The organism is Pseudoalteromonas aliena (assembly GCF_038155085.1).
Lineage (GTDB): Bacteria > Pseudomonadota > Gammaproteobacteria > Enterobacterales > Alteromonadaceae > Pseudoalteromonas > Pseudoalteromonas aliena_A.
The window spans coordinates 72,100-92,682 of record NZ_JBAKAU010000007.1 but is presented as its reverse complement, the minus strand read 5'-3'; the positions used below and the strand labels follow the sequence as shown (position 1 = coordinate 92,682).

Sequence of the window (20,583 nt, the reverse complement as noted above, 5' to 3'; positions counted from 1 at the left end):
TTGAGCTATTCATAAAAATAACATTATATATTAATAGATTAAGCTCATTTGAAAAGTCATTTAAGTGGTGTTTTTAACTGTCTTTTTAACTATATCTGAAAGAATGTATTAATTTTATAATTAGGCATGGATTAATAAACCTCTTAAAACTAGCCTGCTTTTTAGGCAAGCCAGTTACAAACGTTATTTGCTATTTTTTTTAAAAGGCATAATGAGCAATCCCCAAAGGGAGGCATTTTGTTTTTGGCTTGGGTATTCTTTTAAGCCAATGTCGATGTCGTTATCGGCTTTTTTCGCTTTATTTTTGTAACTACCAAACAGTTTATCCCACCAAATAACACTAAATCCATAGTTAGAATTGGTTTCGCTCACGCGTTGACTGTGGTGAATTCGGTGTAATGTTTGGGTCATTAATATTAATCGAAGAGGCTTTTCTATTGCGTTTGGCAAGCGAATATTTGCATGGTTAAACAGCGCTAAACCATTAAGTGCTATTTCAAATATTAATACTGCAATAGCAGGTACACCTAAAGCGGTAACGGCAATTAATTTTATAAGTATGCTGAGTACAATTTCGATAGGGTGAAACCGCAAACCTGTGCTGGTATCTACGTGCGCATCGGCGTGATGCACGCGGTGCAAGCGCCACAAAATCGGCACGTTATGAAATAACCTATGCTGCCAATAGATAAGTATATCAAGCAGTAGCATACTTAAAATAATAGCAACACTATTTGGTGTGGTTATTTGATTAAATAAACCGATACCGTGCTCTTGGTTATAAAGCGCTACGGCGGTTAAACCGATTGGTACACTTAAGCGCGCAATTAATGATGAGGTAAACACAAGTCCAAAATTAGCAAACCATCGGGTGTTACTTTTTATAGGTGATTTACGTGCGGGCATTCGTGACTCTAGCAGCATCATAATAACCAAAATGCTAAAAAAGAACCCTAAACGCCACCAAATTTCATTACTCATTGGCTTGTGTAACCTTATCGGCTTCTTGGAGTTTAAGCGTGTTATAACCACCATGTATACGTGTAAAAATAGTAATAGCGCACGCAGCGGCAAAAATACTTGCCATGATGGTAAAGTGCTGCGGCCAAATACAAAAGGCAATAAACAGCGCGATGGTTTCTGTGCCTTCGGTTAAGCCATTTAAATAGTAAAAGCTTTTGTATTTGAATTGAGGTTTATCGAGCTTAAATTTTTCGGCTGCAATGGCAAAGGCTAAAAAGCTTGAGCCAGTGCCTATAAAGGTGGCCAATAATACGCTACCTGCAATCGCGTTTTGCTCGGGGTTTGCCAAAATAAAGCCAAGCGGAATTGCCGCGTAAAATAAAAAGTCGAGGGTAATATCTAAAAAACCGCCAGCGCTTGAACTTAAATTTGCATAACGTGCCAACGCGCCATCAAGCCCATCTAAAATACGATTTAAAGCAATAGCAGTTAACGCTGCGTACCACATTTCAAATGCAATTAGTGGTACGGCTAAAAGGCCTATTAAAAAACCTATCACAGTGAGTTGATCGGGGGTTATACCGCGCCTGTGCATTAACGCTACAACGGGTGTTAATAGTGGCTTTATAACTGGGGTGATGTATTTGTCTAACATGCTTAGTGCCTTGTGCTTTTACTTATTTGGCTAAATTTAAGGTGATCAGTTTGCCGTTTGCAGCCTCTGCATCGCTATGATCATGGGTGACCATAATAGCAGGCAGTTTATGCTCGCGTATTTGGCTAAATACCAGTTCGCGGGTATCTACTCTTAATTGGGTGTCGAGCTTACTAAATGGCTCATCAAGTAATATGGCTTTTGGCTCGCTCAATAGCATACGCAGTAAAGCAACGCGGGCTTGTTGCCCCCCTGAGAGATTGTCGGGGTGGCGGTTTGCCATCCCTTTTAAACCTACTTGCTCAAGCGCATGGTCTATTTTTTCGAGGCGCTGTTTTTTATTGCCTTTAGGCATAGCAAAGGCAATGTTACCGCTTACCGACAAATGCGAAAATAATAACGCGTCTTGGTAAAGTACGCCTATGTGACGTAAATGAGTAGGTAAGTTATTAATGTTTTCGCCGTTAAGCCACACTTCACCATTTGCGCTAAAGCCGCTGGGTAATGTGCCTGTAAGCCAGTTTAATAAACTCGATTTACCACTGCCCGATGGCCCCATAATGGTGAGTATTTCGCCGCCTTTTACTTGCTTGTTTAAACTAAGTAATTGTTCGTTTTGACGATAAAGCTCACAATTTTTAATCTCTAAAGATGACTGCATTAAAAACCTTTTAATTTATGGGTTAGCGTTGTGCGCTTTTAAAAAAATACTTAGGTAAAACCCACGCCAGTATAAAGCCAATTAATGGCAATGCCATTTGCATAATGGCATACACTGCACTGGTGCGCCTACTTGCGCCATTTGCAAGGGTAACCGCTTCGGTTGTAATTGTTGCTATGCGCCCGCCGCCGGCTAAAAGAGTCGGTAAGTACTGGCCAAAGCTAATGGCTAAACCAAGTGCTATGGCGATTAAAATAGGGGCAAATAACTGGGGTAATTTTACTTGTAGAAATACTTTGTAGGGTGTTGCGCCAAGGCTTGCTGCTACATGAGCAAAGCGCGGATCTAGGCGCCTATAACTACTCGCAAGCGATAAAAATACATAAGGTAATACAAACAATAAATGGGTAAATACCACATTAAAAAACGCAGCTTGGTTATTTACTAGCTGTTGAAGCCACACCAGGCCAAATAAAAACGCAATACTTGGTACAAGTAGTGGTAAATAAATAATTAAACTGGTAAAGCGTGACATGGGTTTTGCACTTAATTGCTCTGACTCTAAGCACAAAAGCGTAATTATAATGGCAAACAACGTTGTTACTAACCCTATAGCAAGGGTATTAAAAAGCGGGTTTTGCATTTGCATTAGCGCGCTTTTAAAGTGAAGTAGCGTAAGCTGCTCAGGCAAAGCCGCCGGAAAGCGCCAAAAACCAGCGACAGACCACATAATCAAGCCAATTAACGAGAGCAATATAAAGCCAATTACAAATACTGTAAGTACGGTCGTTATTTTTTGCCAATAAATGCCGCCGTACTCTCGCTCGCCATTGGTGAGTAAGTCATTAAATAATGCTTTTATCGCTTTTTCGCCGCCAAGCCAAAATGCCAACAACCCAGCAGTAAGCACAAGCTGCAATAACGCCCCAGCAGACGCTTTAATACGCAGGTTTAAATCTACATCGTTAAACCAGTGCATTATCGCAACTGCAAGCGTTGGCGGGGTATTTGGTCCCAAAATAAGAGGCATTTCTACACTTGCACTGGCATAAGCCAATACTGCGAGAATAGGTAGACGCAATAATGGGTAAAGGCTTGGCAATATTACTTTAAAAAAAGCAGTCATAGGGCAGTAGCCCAAGTTAAGCGCTACTTTATGTTGCTGGCGCAGCTTTTTACCAAGCTCAGGTTGAGCAAGTACACCGAGTGCCATTAGCAGTAAAAAAGGCAGTTCTTTAAGCGTTAACCCTAAAATTATACTAATGCCAAACGAGTCGTGCGGAAACATACCGTTAGGCGCAAGTTCCCAACCACTTAACCACGGCGATACTAAACGTGAAATCATACCCGAAGGAGCAATTAAAAAACCAACTGCGATAGCCGCTGCTGCGTGGGGTATTACCAGTATCGGGCTCAATAAGCGCTGAATACGGTTAAGCCACGGGCTATTAAAAAATGCCGCTAAAATCATTAACGTAATGACAAAGGCAAGTAAGGTACTTATTAATCCGGTGCCAACACTTAGCATAACCATATGTGTTAGGCCGGGTGTTTGTATAAGCATAGTAAAGCCATGTAGGCCAAATGTTGTGTGCTCAAGTACCGGTGCATAGCCAAAAGCGGGCAATAGCACGCTGATTAAGCCGCCTATTACGGGCAAAATTAGCAATGCTAGTAAAAAACGTGGGCTCAACTTTACAATGCGCGTAAACATATCAGTGCTGCAATGCGTTGTTGCTTTAGTATTTACAGCTACACTTTTTGAAATAACGCTCATTGGCTTACTCCATAACGCGCTTGCCAACCTTGCATAATAGCATTTACCCAACTTGGGTGCGGCTCACTCAAAGTGCGTTTTATACTGTTAAAAGGCAAAGCACTTGGATGAGGTTTGGCTGTTTTAAATAATGTTTGCTGCTGCGTATTCAATGTTGATTGAATAAGTACTGTTTTATCGCCCCATATATGCGCTTGTTGTTTTTGAGCTTGCGCCTCTGGGCTTAATAAAAAGTTAGCGACTATTTGAGCACTTTGCTGGTGGCTTGCATTATAAGGAATGGCTACAAAGTGGGTGTTACTTAAACTGCCATCTTGCATTGCATAGCTGCGAATGCTTTTTGGTAAATCATAACGCTTAACTGCGGCCGGTACTTCGGGTGCTGAAAACGTAAACGCTATGCTTAGCTCTGTGTCGCCGACTAAACGGCGCATTTGCGCACCACTTTGCATAAAATGGCTGCCATCGCGCCAAAGTGTTGGGTGCAGTTTATTTAAAAAATCCCATAATGGGTTTAATACTTGGGCTGTATTTTGTGTTGTAGCAGGCTGATTTAACTGCGCTTTAAGTGTGTCATCACTTTGTTGATGTAGCATGACAAGCGCGTATTTTAAAAAGCTCATGCCTAAAAAGTCAGGCGGTTTGGGGTAGCTAAAACGCCCCGGATTTTTTGTGCTCCAGCTAAGCAATTGGTTTAAGGTTGTTGGTAGCGTGTTATTTACTGTGCCATCTATTGCTAAGCTGTCGTAGTAAAAAGTGAGAGATGCTTGGCCCCAAGGTGCTTCCATTCCGTTGGTGGGTATTCCAAAATCAAAATTAATAGCGGGGTTATTGCTAGGGTCGGTGTAGTTAAAATTTGGCAGCTTATTCGCCCATTGTTTTAGTAATAATGAGTGCTCGCTCATGGTGGCAAAGTTAGCACCATTTATCCAAATTAAATCTACGCTGCCTTTATCGTTATTATTTGCAGATTTTTCGGCAAGAACGCGGCTTACAGCTTCGCTGGTATCACTGAGCTTTACGTGTACTAAGTTAATGTTGTATCTAGCTTTTACTTGTTTAGCAGCCCATTGAATATACGCGTTTATTTGCGCATCGCCGCCCCATGCATAAAAATATACGCTTTGGTTTTTACCTAGGCTTTTAACGTGTTGCCAACGGCTTTGTAGCTCTGTGCTCGCTATGCTTTTAAAGCTTATAACAAGGCAAATGCAAAACGCGATACAGCATAAACTGTATCGCGTGAGTATTTGCCAACATTTAGTGGCGTGCATTTAAATCCCAGTCGTAATCTAAAAACTTAACCTTCATGTTATCGTTTTTAAGGGCTTTTTGTTGTGCAGGGATCAAGTTAAGTGCTTTAGGGTATTGCATAAAAAACTGCTGCAATGTGTTTGCGCCTTTAAAGCCTTTTTCAAAATCATCGCCATACCATTTAAATATTGAAGACACACTCAACGTGTTATCTTGCGCTATATTGCGGGTCATATCTGATAAAAAGCGGACTGTTTGCTCTTGTAATTGTGCTTCTAATGTATCAGCAGTATACGCTTCTTCACGTAGTGCTGGGCAACCAATACTTGCACAATTTACTGCAAAGTGAATACGTGGGTCGTTGTATTTACCACTGCCACGTATTAAACCATGCTCTATATCATCTAGACTGCGAGTTTCACCAAGTAATGGCACAAACTCTTTGCTCCATGGTGAGCTAAAAAAGCTGCCTAAATCTTTAATCGATTTAAGATCTGGGTATTTAGTTAATATAAGCTCAACAGTAAAGGCATTATACGCATTGATTAAAAACGCAAGTTGCTTTGGTTTTTCCCACGTATCAAACTCGTTTTGCGTAACAGCCGATAGCGAATCTAAATAGGTTTTAAGTTCACTGTGCTTAGCTTTAATTGCTGCATAATCAACCTCTGTGCTGTGGCCATGGTTAATAGCCACAACATGGTTGTTTAATAAAGCATTCCAGCTGTCGTGCATGTTTTGGGCATTGCTCGCAAACGATGTTGCAAGCAAAGCAGAACCTAACAAGAGCGCTTTTAAAGGTGTTTTAAACATATTAGCCTCTGCGCCATGTGTGGTATTTTTCAAGCATGTTAAGTACTTTTTCAGGTGCGTGAGCACGTTTCCACTCACCCGCTGCGTACTTGTTACCTTCAGCCCAAGTAGGGTAGCTGTGAATAGTGCCTAGTATTTTGTTAAGGCCTAAACCGTGTTTCATTGCCAGTACAAACTCAGCAATTAAGTCGCCAGCATGCTCAGATACCACAGTAACACCGAGTATTTTGTCTTTCCCTTTAGGGGTAATTACTTTTATAAAGCCTTTTGTTGCGCTGTCGGTAATGGCGCGGTCTAGCTCTTCAAATTCAAAGCGAGTGATTTCATAATCGATACCTTTATCAATAGCGTCTTGCTCGTTTAAGCCAACACGAGCTACTTCAGGGTCTATAAATGTAGTCCATGGAATAACACGGTAATCCACTTTAAACTTTTTAAGGTTACCAAATAAGCCATTTACTGCAGCGTACCAGCCCTGATGAGCGGCTACGTGCGTAAATTGATACGGGCCTACAATATCGCCTGCTGCAAAAATGTTAGGGTAGAGTGTTTCTAGGTATTCGTTAGTGACTACAGTTCGGTTGGTTTCTATGCCAAGCTCTTCAAGGCCGTAACCTTTAAGGCGAGCGCTTCGGCCAACAGCACATAGTAGTTCATCGTATTCAATATCGATTTCGGTATCGTTATGTTTTACCACAATGAATTTTTTACCGTCGCGTGCTTCACAGCGCAGTGCCTGATGCGAGGTTAAAATGTTTACGCCGCTTTCGGTTAGCGCTTCATGTGCAAATTTAGACACCTCTAAGTCTTCTTTGATCATGATGCGTTCGCTCATCTCAATTTGCGTAACGCTTGAGCCTAAACGGGCAAAACTTTGAGCAAGTTCGCTACCAATTGGGCCGCCGCCAAGTACAACAAGTTTTTTAGGGGCTTCATCAAGCTCAGCAAATTTAGTCCATAACGTATCGCTTGTTACATAGCCTGTTTCTTCAATACCAGGAAGTGGTGGTACAAATGGGCGTGCGCCGGTTGCAATAACAATCGTGCGAGCGGTTAACGTTTGCGTGCCGCCATCGTTAAGTTTAATTTCTACAGTCCACGGGTCTAATAACTTCCCGTAGCCTTTTACAACATCTACACCAAGGTTTGTGTAACGTTCAACGCTATCGTGCGGCGCTACGTCGGCAATTACTTGGTGTACACGTGCCATTACTTTTTTAAACGAAAACTGCGGTGCCATGTTTTCTAGGCCGTAGTGTTCCCCGTGGCGAATTTGCTCGGCAATTTTAGCACTTTTAATAACGGCTTTACTTGGTACACAACCGTAGTTTAAACAATCGCCGCCCATTTCGCCGGCTTCAATTAGGGTTACTTTGGCTTTAACCGCTGCTGCAATGTAGCTTGTCACTAGACCGCCAGCACCTGCGCCAATAACAATCATGTTGCGGTCGAACTTTTTAGGTTTAGTGTAATTTTTGTATACGCGACGTTTTTTAAACACGTTTAGGATTCCTTTAGCAATGAATGGGAACACACCCAATAAAGCGAACGATAAAATAAGATCGAGCGATAAGATGCCTGATAAGCTTTCAATTTGCGCAAGTTGCGTACCTGCGTTTACAAATACAAATGTACCCGCGAGCATGCCTACTTGGCTTACCCAGTAAAAGGTCCATGCTTTAATTGCGGTAACACCCATCAATAAGTTAATTAAAAAGAACGGAAATACTGGCACTAGCCTAAGTGTAAATAGGTAAAAGCCACCTTCTTTTTCAACGCCTGCGTCAATAGCGTCTAAACGCTCAGGGAAACGTTGTTTAATTGTATCGCGCAGTAAATAACGCGATACTAAAAAGGCAAGCGTAGCACCTACAGTAGAGGCAAACGATGCAACCAATAAGCCTTCAACTAAGCCAAATAACGCACCTGCGGCCAGAGTTAATATTGCCGCGCCCGGTAACGAGAGAGCTGTTACTACTACGTATAGTAAAAAGAAGCCACCAAAAACCAATAATGGTGATTGCTCTTTATATTGGTTAAATTGCTCCATAGAGCCTTTTAAGCCTTCAAGTGTAAGTAGCTGATGTAAATTAAAGTGAAAGAACATGCCTATTACGACCGCTGCAATCAATATCAAAAATAGTTTTTTTATCATGTTCTCTCTCTTAAAACGTTCTTAAAAATTATGTGTAAGTGTAAGTTTTGCGTTAATTGGTAACTCTGGAAAAGCCAGCGTTGCACCAAAGTAACCACCTTCAAATACAGGGCGCCAGTTTTTTTGATTAGTGACGTTGTTTACATCTAATCGCAACTTAGTGCTAGGCGCAAATGCGTAGCTAGTATTAACGTTTAGTGTGTATTGATCACGAATTTTAACTGTTGCCAAAAAGTCTAATGGGTAACTCTTTGTATATAGACCTGAAAAACCCATTTGCCATTTCGAATTAATTGAATAATTTCCGTTAAAACTGAATGATTGCTCAGGAATGCCCTGAACTTGGCGGTTTGAAGGTGCAAAAGCAGTAAAGTTAGGGGCGCCAACACCGGTACCTGCGATAATATCTGGTCGCGAATTATCAAACGCATCGATTACTTGAGCTGAATCTTGGCTGCTTGCAGAGTTGTCGTAACGAGCATCTATGTAGCTGTAACCCGCACTTAGCCAATAAGGGTAAGCATCGTAAAATACTTGGCTTTCAAAACCTGTAGTACGAATACCTGTATTGCTGCCATCGCGATTACGTAAACTGCGGCGCTGACTAAATACCGCGCCATCGGCGTACCAATCGCTGTCGGTTGGGGCGTACTTTAAGCCAAACTCAACTAATGTGTTTTCGGTAGCAAAATTTTGTGCGCTAATCGTGTTATCGCTGCCAAGCGATGTACCGCCAGCCATACTGTTTGAAGTTGCTTCGTTATAACTTGCTGCACCGTAAGTGGTGTAGTCGGCATTTATTTTGTAGTTAAAGCTAACTTGGCCAGAATGCAGTATTTCGTTAATGCTATCGCTTGCAGCAACTTGGCCTTGCGGGGCTATAGGGTCGTTTGCTTCTACATCGTAAAAATCAATGCGGTAACCCAGGCTAGTATGAAGCTTATCACCCCAATCTGAGTCTTGTTGAATAGCAAGCCCTGTTTGCCATGAGCGTGAGTCGGTGGTGTCTGATAGGTTAAAGTCGCCGCTGCCATCGTTATCTAAGTCGTATTGACCACCAGGCGATACAAATACACCTGGGCTTAGCTCTACTAAACGCGCCTTTTGTGCATCGGTTAATGGAATGCGGCGGTTTGAAAGCGGGCCAGTTAAATCAATTGGTAAATCGGCCTCGGTAGTAAATTGGCTGTAGCCGAGCACTTTATTGTAGCGCACGTCAAAAGCAAAAATTGTTTGCTGGTCACTGTTCCAGCGGTACGTAAGCTCCGTTCGGTTTTGGGCGGTATCAGCGCCGTCTATAATTTCTACAAAGCTGTTTTGTGCTATTTCTTCACGCTGTAAATGCTGAAAATACGTAATATTTTTTAATGAAGCATTTGCACTTAGTTCACGCTTATAAATGCTGTGAATTAAGTAGGTTGTTGCTTCGTTTTGATTATCAGGATCGGTAAGTACGGTGCTGCGATCTATTTTTACTTGCCCTGTAGGCGATACAATTGAACCCGCCGCCGGTACTGTACTGCCATCGGCTTGCACGCCTTGGCCCGTTATGTAAAGGCCATCATCAATTAAGGCTTGAGTAGGACGATTAATACCTGCGTTATCGGTAAATTCAACTTGGTATAGTTCAAAATTAATGTCCCAACTGCTTTTATCGTCTGGCAAAATTCTAAGTGCTGCGAATAAGCTGTCGCTTTTAGTACCTGAATAATCGTAGTAGCTGCCTTTATCAAGGTGCTCGTAACTTACTCTTAGGCCTACTTTGTCTTGAATAATTGGCGCGGTGTAATCTACTTGTGCACTGTATTGATCCCATCGTCCCGCTGAGAGCTTAACTTTACCTTTACTTTCATCTGTAGAAGCAGTCTTTGAGTGTAAATTTACAAAACCACCGTTACGTTGGCTTGAACCAAATAAAACAGGTGGTGCACCTTTTACTACGTCTATTTGTTCTATAGAGTTGAACGATAACGGCACACCAAAGCCATTATTACCTGCTTGACGACGCGTACCATCTTGAAAAAGCTCTCCGAGTTGGCCACGAATAGTAGGTAAACTGGGCGCACCAAAGCCACTTGCAGAGTATGTGTTTGGGCTAACTGCAAGTACGTCTTGTAGGGTAGTGATGTTGAGTTGTTCTATTAACTCGCTTGAAATAGGCGTTACTGAGCGTGCAATATCTTGCAGTGCCAAATTATCCCCGAAAGGGCCGTCTACAGTGGCGTCTTTTACAGATAAACCTTGAGATTTAAGAACTTGTCCAGCTACTTCTATGTGCTCAATTGCGCTTTTAGTTGTTGCTTTTGGTTCTTCAGCTGCAAATGCTAGCAATGGTGTGTTTAATATAATGGCTAGCGTGATTGCTAATTGTGCGTGTTTCAAACGTTTTCTCTCTACGATTAAAATGTTGTTGGCGATAAAGACCGAAAGCCTTAAAAATAACTTTCAATTAATTTAGGCTTCTTTTTATTTTTTAGAACGAAAGCCAATACTCTATTGTTAAATTCATACTTAAGTATCTAGTTTTACATTGTAATGTAAGCTTATGCTTTATATGGTTTTTTCAAGCATAGTCTATTTTTATGAAACTTGTTTGTTATTAATTTATTTTTACAAACTTATAGATTCATCAAACATGTAAAAAAAATCACCTTCTTTTGAAATAAAAGCTCAGTTATACGGTCTAGCTTACTTCAACGTTTATTAATATTTTTTTAAGGAAGTTTTATGACAGGTACAATTAACTCTGATGTGCAAAACCGTTTGCAATGGTCACTCTTCTCTTTGCGTTTAGGGGTGTTTATTGTAATGATAATGTGGACATTCGATAAGTTTGTTAACCCTGGACATAGCGCACGTATATTTGAACATTTTTATGGTATCAGTGGTTCTACCGATATAATTGCTTACGTTATAGGTGCTGTACAACTTGTTTTGGTTTTAGCATTTATGGCGGGTATTAAAAAGCGCCTTACATACGGAATCATTTTTGTAATGCACGGCCTTTCTACACTTTCATCTTATAATCAGTATATTGATGGCTTTAATAACTTATTGTTTTTCACTGCGTGGCCAATGTGGGCAGCATGTTTTGCACTTTACTTATTACGTGATCAAGACGTTAAATACACAGTATAAGTATTAAGCAAAAAAATGGTTATAAGCCATAGGCTTATAACCAATAAGTACACAGGGAGTGTATGGAAGTCGGTTTACAATATTTAATGCATCGCTTTATTGTAGCGTTTTGCTAATGTTTCTTTTTGATCTTCAGTTAATGCTTTTCCAGCAAGTTGAAATACTTCGCGCTCTTCTTCACTTAAATGGTGGTGTACCAATTCATTAAGCTTCTTTGCTGTTTTAAGCCAAGCTGATGAACTCATTTTAGTGTCTTCTAATTGCTCAATTAACTCATCTATTTCGTGATGTTCAGCAACACTATGGCGCGCCTTTTCTTGAGTTAAGTCATCGCACATTAGTGGATTATAAAAAAAGCGTTCTTCAAATTTGGCATGATCTTCAAGTTCTGTTTTAAGTTCACTCATTAACGCGTGGCGCTCATCCGTATCGCCATGAGTTTCGATAAGTGCGTCTACCAATTTACGTTGTTTATCGTGATCGTAACGTAGCGCTTCAAAAATTTTCATAATTAATCCTTTTACTTGTTCTCAAATTGCTTATGTTATCTATGAAGCAAGCTAGATGCCAGTTGTTAACGTGTTGATTTTTAATTGTTTATATTATTTTATTAAGCTATCAAACACATGGTATGTAACTTTTACAAGCGTACTAATGCAATATTTTCAGGTTTTAGCTCTACAGATACTTACAAATATTTACTGGTTGTATATTTTAGTGGAGTGATAAAGTGGTGGCGCTATTGAGGTACAGGTTGTACATAGTTGTTTTATATATGTGGTTTATAAAACTTTAATTAATAGGATTGTTTAAGGATGAATATAAAAACCCCCATTACAGCACTGTTACTGTGTGCATTGTTAAGTGCATGTAGTACAGCTTCGCATTCTGATCGAAGCTTATGCATAAAAGAAGCTGAAGTGACTGAGCTAAATGGCTCCCAAACAAGCTCAGAAGTTTATAATGAATGTATAAGTGCTCAATTAAAAAAGGATGCTAAAGAGGAAACCTTTTTCGATGAAGTAGGTGTGTTTTTTATTGACCTACTTGTTTTGATAGCCGATTAAATAAGTAACTTTGTAGCTATACTCTAAGGCAGAAGGATGCTTTAAATAGGATTGATTATGAAAGCGTTTTTAGCTTTATTATTGTTGTGTATATTTTTAACTGGCTGTGCAGCTCAGCCTTATGCGGGCTCTGCAAAATGTATGGAGCAAGCCGATATAGCTTATGAAACCGATTTACATAAAAATGAGCCGCTAGATAATGAATGTAAAGCTACAAAAGTAAATATGCCTAATAAAGAGTTTGAGAATCATAGTATGGTTGATAGAAGTCTTTTACAGCTAATTGTTAGTGTTTTAAACGGTATATTTAGATAGTAAAAATACAATTTAATAAGGTATGTATGCAGGAAGAACTAAAAGCAAAAATTATAGCTGTGTGCGATAAAAAAATAGCAGCTAAAGGTGAAAATGTAGGGCTTTCTTTTTACGCCTTTTTTGCAAATAAAAATACGGATCCTGAGCTGCTTATGCAAGCAGCTACGTGGTGGATACACACCCATAAATTAGATCACTTTGAAAAAGCCCACAAAATAAAACAGATGATTATTGATGGACACTAGTAAGTATATTCACGCGATTGCTATTTGGTTTCTGCCATTTTCTTTTGCTTTATACAGCTGTTGGTCTGCATATTTAGTAAGCACATCAAGTGATTTAGAGTGAGTATTACTTATTGCTACACCCACGCTAAAGGTAATGTTTATTTTACTCGGTAAGGTTTCTATTTCACGGCAATATTCAGATAAAGTGAGTGCTAAGTTCTCAAATGTGTTGGTAATTTCCTGCTTATCTAATGTATTTAAAACAAACAGCCATTCTTCGCCGCCGTAACGCCCAAAAGTATCATTTTCACTTAGCGTATTTTTAGCGGCTTGAGCAAACTTAATAAGTACTAAGTCCCCTGTGTCATGGCCAAATTTGTCATTAATATTTTTAAAGTAGTCTAAATCAACAATCGCAATTGATGCTGGTTTATTGGCTAACAAATTATCAGCTATTTGCATTATTCCACGGCGGTTTAAACTATTAGTAAGGTAGTCGGTTAACGCAATAGTGTGGTATTTTTTTCGCTGGCGAATTTGTCTATAAAACAAAAATAACGACACAATAACTAAAATGAATGCGATAGATGCGCTAAGGCGCCAAATAATTTTTTGTTGATGCTCTTCTTTTACTTGAAGTTCGTTTATATTTTTTTCGTATTCTAGCTGTAAAATTTTGTCTTCTTTTTCTTTTACTTCAAATTTTACTTGTAGTGTTTTTATATTACTTTCGCTTGTTGCTTCATAATGTTTTTTTGTATAAATAAGCTTGTCTTCAATTGCTTCAAAGGCATCATCGGTGTAATTGAGCTGTCGCTTTAGCTTATACCGTTTTCCTAAAAACTGAGCTTTATAAATACTACGGCTAAACTTATCGATATTTAAAAATACTTCATCGTTTATTTGGTTCGCTTTATCTAGAAAATTTTGTTTTATGTATATGTCTGATAATAAAATCATTGAGGCAAGATGCATATCGTGAATACCAGCAGCGCGAGCAAGCTCGATGTTTTCGTTTGCAAGTGTTACGGCGGTGTCGTAATTGCCTTGTTTGTATTGAATATTAGCAATTGAATACTGAGCAAATGCTAATCCTTTTTTCATACTTACTTTTTTAAAATAGTTTAGGGCTTTATTCAGGTAAATCAGTGCATCTTGGGGGTTGTTCGTTTCAAGCAATACATTTCCTAAGCTCCAGTATGCTTTTGCAGTAAATAGCCCATCGTTGGTTTTTTCATAGGCTTCTACGGCTTTTTTTGCATAATATACGGCTTTGCTATCGCTATCATCTTTGTCGTTTAGGAAGTTATAGGCATCGGCGACTTTTCTTAAAAAGTAGGCTTGTGAAGCCATATCGTCATCTTTTATAGCAAGCTCTAGACCTGCTAATGCGGCACTTAACGTTTTTCTGAGTGAGTCCGTATCTGTATAGTAATAAGCCAATGCACGAAGAATGATGATTTTTTCTTTAGATGAGTGTTGTGCTATTTTTTCTTCTAAGTGCTGTGCAAGATCTTTAGCTTGAGTGAGCTTATCTGTTTGCGATAAATATTTTAATTGCGCCTCTAAAAACAACACGTAAATATCGTTTTGTCTAAGTACCTCTTTGTTGTTTATATAGTTAGAAATATGAGTATTTAATGCATCGTATTCTTCTTGCCTAAAAAGTAGCTCTGCATATAAAGCGGCGGCTTCTAAGTGAAGTGTTGACCAATTTCGCTCTTTACTAATTTCAAAGGCTTGCGTGAGCTTTTGCTGGTTAATTAGGTAGTCTAGTTTATTTGCTCTTATGTTATTAACTAAGTCTTGGGTTGTTTTAAAATCTAACCTATTTAAGGTTGAATTTAATGACGTATCATTGGCGAGTGCAAACGTACTCATAAATAAAAATAGAGGCAGAACGAGTAATTTAATCAATGCACGATTAAATAATTTTACGTGTAAATTGTTGTTCTGCTTTATCATGATGGCTTATTTTTATATTTTTTATACCTAACTATAACATTACTTTTAAAGTATAAGTTAATGATTGATTGGTGTTTATATTTTATTTACCAAAAAGTGGATAGCTAAAGTGGGTAATAAACATGAGTAACTAATATAAGTAAATTACTCAAAAATCAGGCGCTACTTCAAATTCTAAACGTTTATGTGTAATGGGGTGGGTAAACGCTAAATATTCAGCATGTAAATGGAGTCTATCAGCCTTTTGGCCGTAATGCGTATCACCAATAATCGGCATGTTTAAACCTAAGCTATGAGCGCAGTGTACTCGCAGCTGATGTGTTCGGCCAGTTTTTGGGTATAACTGTAAACGAGTAATATTGTTTTTTCTTTCAAGTACGTGCCATGTGGTTAGCGAAGGCTTACCGTTTGTGTAGCACACCATTTGGCGTGGCTTGTCGTCAAAATCAAGCATAAGAGGTAAATTTATCTCGCCGCTATCTTCACTTACATTTCCATCGACTAGTGCAACGTAACGTTTATCAATAGTGCGTTCTATAAACTGTTTTTGCAGCGCTTTATGAACACGTTTATTAAGTGCGATCATCAATAACCCTGAGGTTGACATATCTAAGCGGTGCACAATTAATGGGCCTGAAGCTTCAGGAAATTGCGTTTTTATGCGCATATATACAGAGTCATCAATATTTACACCAGGGACCGATAAAAACTCAGCAGGCTTGTTCACCACTAGTAAGTCGTCGTCTTTATAAATAATACTTAACTCTTTCCCATCGGCTGGGTTTTCAAGCAGTGGATTGGTTTCAACATTTAGGCCTTTTAGCATATGCCCTAGTATTGGTTGGCATTTGCTATAACAAGAAGGATAGTAATTTTTGTGTTGTCTAATGGCTGATTTAGGGGCTGCTCCCCACCAAAATTCGCCCATAGCAATAGGTTTTAAGTTTTGTTTATACGCATATTGTAATAACTTTGGTGCTGCGCAGTCGCCAGCGCCAGAAGGTGGAGTATGCTCAGGAAGCTGTGCAAAAATTGCATTTAGGTCGGTTACTTCTTTATGGGCATTTAAAAACTGATACTGAGCAAAAAGCATTTTTTGTAGATTTTTAGATAGCGTTTTGCGGCGCTTTTTTAAATGTTTAACGTTGTCTGTAATTTTGGTTTGAGCGCTCTCTAGCTGCTCTATTTTATTTTTCCAATTAAGTTTAAGCGCTTGTAACTGCTTTTTTTCAACAATGCTTTGCCCGGCTAGTTTATTTTTAAGCTGCTCAAAATCGGCTTCGCTTAGTTCGGCTTCGCCTTCAGTTCGCTGCTTTTTACGAGTTAACCTTCCGGCTTGCATAAGGGCTTGCTGCGCAAGTAATTGCTCGTTAAACATAGCCTTTGATTCAGCGAGTTTTTTATTAATAGCCGTAAGCTCGTCACTATTTTCAAGCCCATCAATTTGGCTATTTATATCATTAATAATTTTGCTTTGTGCTAAATAACCTTCATCGTTTAGCTGCATACTTGATACCGGTGGCACAAAGTTAATATTGCCTTTATCGCCTTCAATTTGCCCCGAGTATGCGCTTAAAAACCCCAGTTCATTTTTGTCGTTTTGCACAACTAACACGCCAAACATTTTACCTGCGTTTTCGGCTTTCAAATGTGCGAGTGGTTCTAGCTGTTGTTGCAACTGCGTTGCAGCTGCAATAGTTAGCGGGTGCGGCTGATAATAAAAAGGAAAGGTAAATGTTTCTGGAAGCGAAAGCGCATTTATACTTTGTAAAAAAGGGGTAAAGCAAGAAGCTGAGTTTGACATAAAAATAACACAGAAACATTCAGTAAAATAATTGGGTCAGATAATACCATATTCATAGTTAAGCCACTAAAAATCTCATCTTAGTTTATTCATACATAGTTTAAAGCCGACATTCATGTTTAATGTATCAGTATAGGTGCATAGCAATATTTAAACGTATTGTTGTTACTCTATCATTTGTATTTCATGTGTGTCGTTTCTCATTAATTGAGCGCATTTTTTAAACGACATTAGTACTGGTAGAGCCCAAAGATAATTCAATTTACAGAATAACTTAACTGTTAGGAGTTCTATATTATGAGTGAAAATATCGCAGGTTTTATCACCAAAACCCTTGAGCAAGCTGGTGTAAAACGAATTTGGGGGGTAACTGGCGATTCACTTAACGGCATTAGTGAAAGTCTTCGAAAATTAGGAACAATTGAATGGCTAGGAACGCGCCATGAAGAAGTGGCAGCCTTTGCAGCCGGTGGCGAAGCGCACTTATCAGGCGAACTTGCGGTGTGTGCAGGCTCGTGTGGCCCGGGTAATCTGCATTTAATTAACGGCTTATTTGATTGTCAGCGTAATAATGTACCGGTGTTAGCCATAGCCTCGCATATTCCATCATCAGAGATTGGTAGTAATTACTTTCAAGAAACTCACCCGCAAGAATTATTTAAAGAGTGCAGTGTATATTGTGAAATGGTGTCAAACCCAGAGCAAATGCCATACTTGCTTGAAACCGCAATGCGACAAGCAATATTAAACAAAGGCGTGAGTGTACTTGTGTTACCCGGCGACATTGCATTAAAAGATATGCCTAAAGCTATTAAACCAAAATGGAACGTCCCAAAACCTGCAGTGTATACCCCAGCGTTATCTGACATTGAAGTAATGGCGACTCATCTTAATAAAAGTAAAAAAGTAACTTTATTGTGTGGTGCAGGCTGTAAAGATGCACATGATGAAGTTGTAGCACTTGCCAAAAAATTGCAAGCGCCAATAGTACACGCTATGCGCGGTAAAGAGTGTATTGAATACGATAACCCTTATGATGTTGGTATGACCGGGTTTATAGGTTTTGCGTCGGGCTATCATGCAATGCAAGAGGCCGATACATTATTAATGATTGGCACGAGTTTTCCGTATCGGGCTTTTTATCCTGAAAATACCACCATATTACAAATTGATAATAAGGCGGCATCACTCGGTCGACACGTTCAAATTGATTGTGGCGTATTAGGTGATACAAAAAATTCAGTGGCCACATTACTTGAGTACATTGAAGGTGAGCGCACAGACTCGCACTTACAAAAGAGTGTTAAGCACTATAAAGAATCTCGAAAAGATCTCGATAAACTTGCCAGCGGTAAAACCTCGCAAAAATTAATTCATCCGCAATACCTAACGCGTTTGTTAAATGAGCAAGCAGCTGACGATGCTGTATTTACTTGTGATGTAGGCACGCCAACAATATGGGCAGCACGTTATTTATCTATGAATGGTAAGCGGCGTTTAATTGGCTCGTTTAACCACGGCTCTATGGCAAATGCGATGTCGCAGGCAATGGGTGTTCAATCTATTAATAGAGACCGCCAAGTGATTGCAATGTGTGGCGATGGTGGTTTTTCGATGTTAATGGGTGATTTAATTTCGCTCAAACAGCTTAATTTACCTATAAAGATTGTTGTTTATAATAATCGCTCACTTAGTTTTGTTGCAATGGAAATGAAAGCCAGTGGGTTTTTATCAAGCGATACCGATTTAGAAAACCCAAGTTTTGCTAAAATTGCACAGGCCTGTGGTTTAAAAGGCATTCACGTGAGTGACCCAGACGAACTCCCTTCGGCAATGGGCGAGATGATGAATCATGCAGGCCCGGTTGTGTTAGAAGTAGATACTGCAAAGCAAGAGCTTTCGATGCCGCCGCAAATAAAATTAGAGCAAGCAAAAGGCTTTAGTGTTTACATGATGAAAGCGTTAATAAACGGCAAAGGAAACGAAGTCGTCGAACTGGGTAAAACTAACTGGTTACGTTAGTTAAATTGCTTCCTTGTTGAGTATTTAGGATCAACAGAGCAGCGTCAAAGTAAACCTGAAATGTTGACCATGTAGAATGAGTGCTCTACCATGCGGGTAGAGTGTTCATTCTACATAGGTTTAATAATATGCTTAAACAAGACATAGCAGCAGCGCTAGAGGTGGCCTTCAGCCAACATGGCTTTGCCGAGCCAAGCGTGGCAAAGCTTCAAAAACTCAGCGGTGTGAGTTTACGCACCCTTTATAAATATTACCCTTCAAAACAAGCCATGATCATTGCAGCGCTTGAATACCGCCATACTCGTTATTTACATTTTTTGCTAGAAAATTCACCCAAGCCAGGGGTAGACGCAGTTTTACATATGTTTGATCAGCTTAAATTATGGATGCAAGAGTATGCACCTAATGGCTGTTTATCAATTAATGCGTTGTCGGCTTTTCCTGAAGATAAAGCAATTAGTAATGCAGTGCAAAATCATAAAAACGAGGTTAGGCAGTTATTAGGTAAGCAAAGCTTAAATACAACAATGGCGAGTGCCTTATTTTTATTGCATGAAGGTGTGTCGAGCGCCTGGCCTGTAATGGGCGATGAGGCTGTAATTACAGCAAAGCAAAGTATTTTACAGTTAATTTAAAGGAGCAAACAATGGCAAATTTACCTACTACAATGCATGGCGTACAGCTTACAGGGCATGGCGATTTTGATGTATTAAAGTATGCAAGCGATATAGCCGTACCTTCTCTTGCAAGCACCGATGTACTAATAAAAGTAATGGCGGCGGGTGTTAACAATACTGATTTAAACACACGTTTAGCTTGGTATTCTAAACAAGATGGTGAAAGCGAAGATGCTAGTTGGTCTAGTGAGGCTTTGGCTTTTCCGCGCATTCAAGGTGCAGATGTATGTGGCGTAATTGTAGCCGTTGGTGAAAGTGTTGATAAAAGCCGTATTGGTGAGCGTATTTTAGTTGAGCCATGTTTGGTAAAAGCTAACGGCGAAACACTAAAAGCACCGTGGTATTTTGGCTCAGAGTGCGATGGCGGATTTGCACAGTACACTGTAGTTGATTCAATCCATGCTTATACAATCAATAGTCGCTATAGCGATGCTGAGCTGGCGTCTTTTCCGTGCTCATATTCGACAGCCGAAAACATGTTGTACCGCTCTAATCCGCAGCATGGGCAAACTGTTTTAATAACTGGAGCTTCGGGCGGGGTTGGCTCTGCGGCAGTGCAATTAGCCAAAGCTCGTGGTGCTAATGTTATTGCAATTACTAGCAAAAGTAAGGCGCAGCAGTTAAAAGATTTAGGTGCCGATAAGGTTATATTTCGTGAAGACGATTTAATTCATGCCTTAGGTAAAAACAGTGTTGATGTAGTTATCGATCTAGTAGCTGGCGAGCAATGGCCAAAGCTGCTAGAAGTGTTAAAACCCAAAGGGCGTTATGCGGTATCGGGCGCTATTGGCGGGGCGTTAGTTGAGCTTGATATACGGACTTTGTATTTAAAAGACTTAACGTTTTTTGGCTGCACAGTGTTAGAGCCAGAGGTATTTAAAAGCTTAGTTAACTTTATTGAGCAAGAAAAAATTAAGCCTATTGTGGCAAAAACATTTCCTCTTACTGAAATTGTTACAGCGCAGCAAGTGTTTACGCAAAAACAGCACGTAGGGAAAATTGTTTTAACAATACCGCACGGCTAATAGCATTATAAATAATAAAGCCCGTTACTTTTTAAGGTAACGGGCTTTTTGTTTATAGGTTTGTG

At 39.6% G+C, this 20,583-nt stretch carries 18 protein-coding genes; 7 read left to right on the top strand and 11 right to left on the bottom strand.

What is annotated here, in order from left to right:
- Positions 1 to 183 precede the first annotated feature (183 nt).
- Genes V6260_RS08940 through V6260_RS08905 form a run of 8 tightly spaced genes read right to left on the bottom strand, consistent with a single transcriptional unit; the run spans position 184 to position 10,660 of the window.
- Positions 184 to 981 carry a sterol desaturase family protein gene (locus V6260_RS08940; protein WP_341593746.1) on the bottom strand — a complete coding sequence of 266 codons (798 nt, stop codon included), beginning with the start codon at positions 979 to 981 and terminating at the stop codon, positions 184 to 186.
- Positions 974 to 1,618 carry a CDP-alcohol phosphatidyltransferase family protein gene (locus tag V6260_RS08935; RefSeq protein WP_341593745.1) on the bottom strand — a complete coding sequence of 215 codons (645 nt, stop codon included), beginning with the start codon at positions 1,616 to 1,618 and terminating at the stop codon, positions 974 to 976. Before V6260_RS08935 ends, V6260_RS08940 begins: the two co-directional genes overlap by 8 nt.
- A 22-nt stretch (positions 1,619 to 1,640) precedes the next feature.
- On the bottom strand, positions 1,641 to 2,279 hold the full coding sequence (locus V6260_RS08930; RefSeq protein WP_341593744.1) for an ATP-binding cassette domain-containing protein: 639 nt from the start codon (positions 2,277 to 2,279) through the stop codon (positions 1,641 to 1,643).
- A gap of 22 nt (positions 2,280 to 2,301) precedes the next feature.
- Positions 2,302 to 4,056, bottom strand: coding sequence for an ABC transporter permease (locus V6260_RS08925; RefSeq protein WP_341593743.1), 1,755 nt, complete (start codon positions 4,054 to 4,056; stop codon positions 2,302 to 2,304).
- Positions 4,053 to 5,330 (bottom strand): ABC transporter substrate-binding protein, encoded by a 1,278-nt coding sequence (locus tag V6260_RS08920; RefSeq protein ID WP_341593742.1) that lies wholly within the window; start codon positions 5,328 to 5,330, stop codon positions 4,053 to 4,055. The genes V6260_RS08925 and V6260_RS08920 overlap by 4 nt, the downstream gene beginning before the upstream one ends.
- Complete coding sequence (locus V6260_RS08915; protein ID WP_341593741.1) at positions 5,317 to 6,123, bottom strand: DUF547 domain-containing protein; 807 nt, start codon at positions 6,121 to 6,123, stop codon at positions 5,317 to 5,319. The genes V6260_RS08920 and V6260_RS08915 overlap by 14 nt, the downstream gene beginning before the upstream one ends.
- 1 nt (position 6,124) lies before the next feature.
- Complete coding sequence (locus V6260_RS08910) at positions 6,125 to 8,278, bottom strand: FAD-dependent oxidoreductase (protein WP_341593740.1); 2,154 nt, start codon at positions 8,276 to 8,278, stop codon at positions 6,125 to 6,127.
- A gap of 21 nt (positions 8,279 to 8,299) precedes the next feature.
- Positions 8,300 to 10,660 (bottom strand): TonB-dependent receptor, encoded by a 2,361-nt coding sequence (locus V6260_RS08905; protein ID WP_341593739.1) that lies wholly within the window; start codon positions 10,658 to 10,660, stop codon positions 8,300 to 8,302.
- A gap of 345 nt (positions 10,661 to 11,005) precedes the next feature.
- Here V6260_RS08905 and V6260_RS08900 point away from each other — a divergent pair, with 345 nt between their 5' ends.
- Positions 11,006 to 11,416, top strand: coding sequence for a hypothetical protein (locus V6260_RS08900; RefSeq protein WP_210999802.1), 411 nt, complete (start codon positions 11,006 to 11,008; stop codon positions 11,414 to 11,416).
- Positions 11,417 to 11,499: 83 nt separating this feature from the next.
- On the opposite strand, the gene V6260_RS08895 is transcribed toward V6260_RS08900, so the two are convergent.
- Positions 11,500 to 11,925 carry a hemerythrin domain-containing protein gene (locus V6260_RS08895; protein ID WP_341593738.1) on the bottom strand — a complete coding sequence of 142 codons (426 nt, stop codon included), beginning with the start codon at positions 11,923 to 11,925 and terminating at the stop codon, positions 11,500 to 11,502.
- A 306-nt stretch (positions 11,926 to 12,231) separates the two neighbouring features.
- On the opposite strand from V6260_RS08895, the gene V6260_RS08890 reads away from it, so the two are divergent.
- Genes V6260_RS08890 through V6260_RS08880 form a run of 3 tightly spaced genes read left to right on the top strand, consistent with a single transcriptional unit; the run spans position 12,232 to position 13,043 of the window.
- A complete protein-coding gene (locus V6260_RS08890; RefSeq protein WP_341593737.1) occupies positions 12,232 to 12,483 on the top strand; it encodes a hypothetical protein in 252 nt (83 codons plus the stop codon).
- A 57-nt stretch (positions 12,484 to 12,540) separates the two neighbouring features.
- A complete protein-coding gene (locus V6260_RS08885; RefSeq protein ID WP_341593736.1) occupies positions 12,541 to 12,798 on the top strand; it encodes a hypothetical protein in 258 nt (85 codons plus the stop codon).
- Between the two features lie 26 nt (positions 12,799 to 12,824).
- The gene (locus tag V6260_RS08880) at positions 12,825 to 13,043 is read left to right on the top strand and encodes a DUF6500 family protein (RefSeq protein ID WP_341593735.1); all 219 of its coding nucleotides are present in this window, start codon (positions 12,825 to 12,827) and stop codon (positions 13,041 to 13,043) included.
- Between the two features lie 9 nt (positions 13,044 to 13,052).
- On the opposite strand, the gene V6260_RS08875 is transcribed toward V6260_RS08880, so the two are convergent.
- Positions 13,053 to 14,990: a tetratricopeptide repeat-containing diguanylate cyclase gene (locus V6260_RS08875; RefSeq protein WP_341593734.1), complete on the bottom strand. Its 1,938-nt coding sequence runs from the start codon at positions 14,988 to 14,990 to the stop codon at positions 13,053 to 13,055.
- A gap of 148 nt (positions 14,991 to 15,138) precedes the next feature.
- On the bottom strand, positions 15,139 to 16,794 hold the full coding sequence (locus V6260_RS08870) for an RluA family pseudouridine synthase (protein ID WP_341593733.1): 1,656 nt from the start codon (positions 16,792 to 16,794) through the stop codon (positions 15,139 to 15,141).
- Between the two features lie 297 nt (positions 16,795 to 17,091).
- On the opposite strand from V6260_RS08870, the gene poxB reads away from it, so the two are divergent.
- The 3 genes from poxB (at position 17,092) to V6260_RS08855 (ending at position 20,518) form a co-directional block, all read left to right on the top strand.
- A complete protein-coding gene (gene poxB / locus V6260_RS08865; protein ID WP_341593732.1) occupies positions 17,092 to 18,816 on the top strand; it encodes a ubiquinone-dependent pyruvate dehydrogenase in 1,725 nt (574 codons plus the stop codon).
- Between the two features lie 128 nt (positions 18,817 to 18,944).
- The gene (locus V6260_RS08860; protein ID WP_341593731.1) at positions 18,945 to 19,451 is read left to right on the top strand and encodes a TetR/AcrR family transcriptional regulator; all 507 of its coding nucleotides are present in this window, start codon (positions 18,945 to 18,947) and stop codon (positions 19,449 to 19,451) included.
- Positions 19,452 to 19,462: 11 nt separating this feature from the next.
- On the top strand, positions 19,463 to 20,518 hold the full coding sequence (locus V6260_RS08855; protein WP_341593730.1) for an alcohol dehydrogenase family protein: 1,056 nt from the start codon (positions 19,463 to 19,465) through the stop codon (positions 20,516 to 20,518).
- Positions 20,519 to 20,583: the final 65 nt, after the last annotated feature.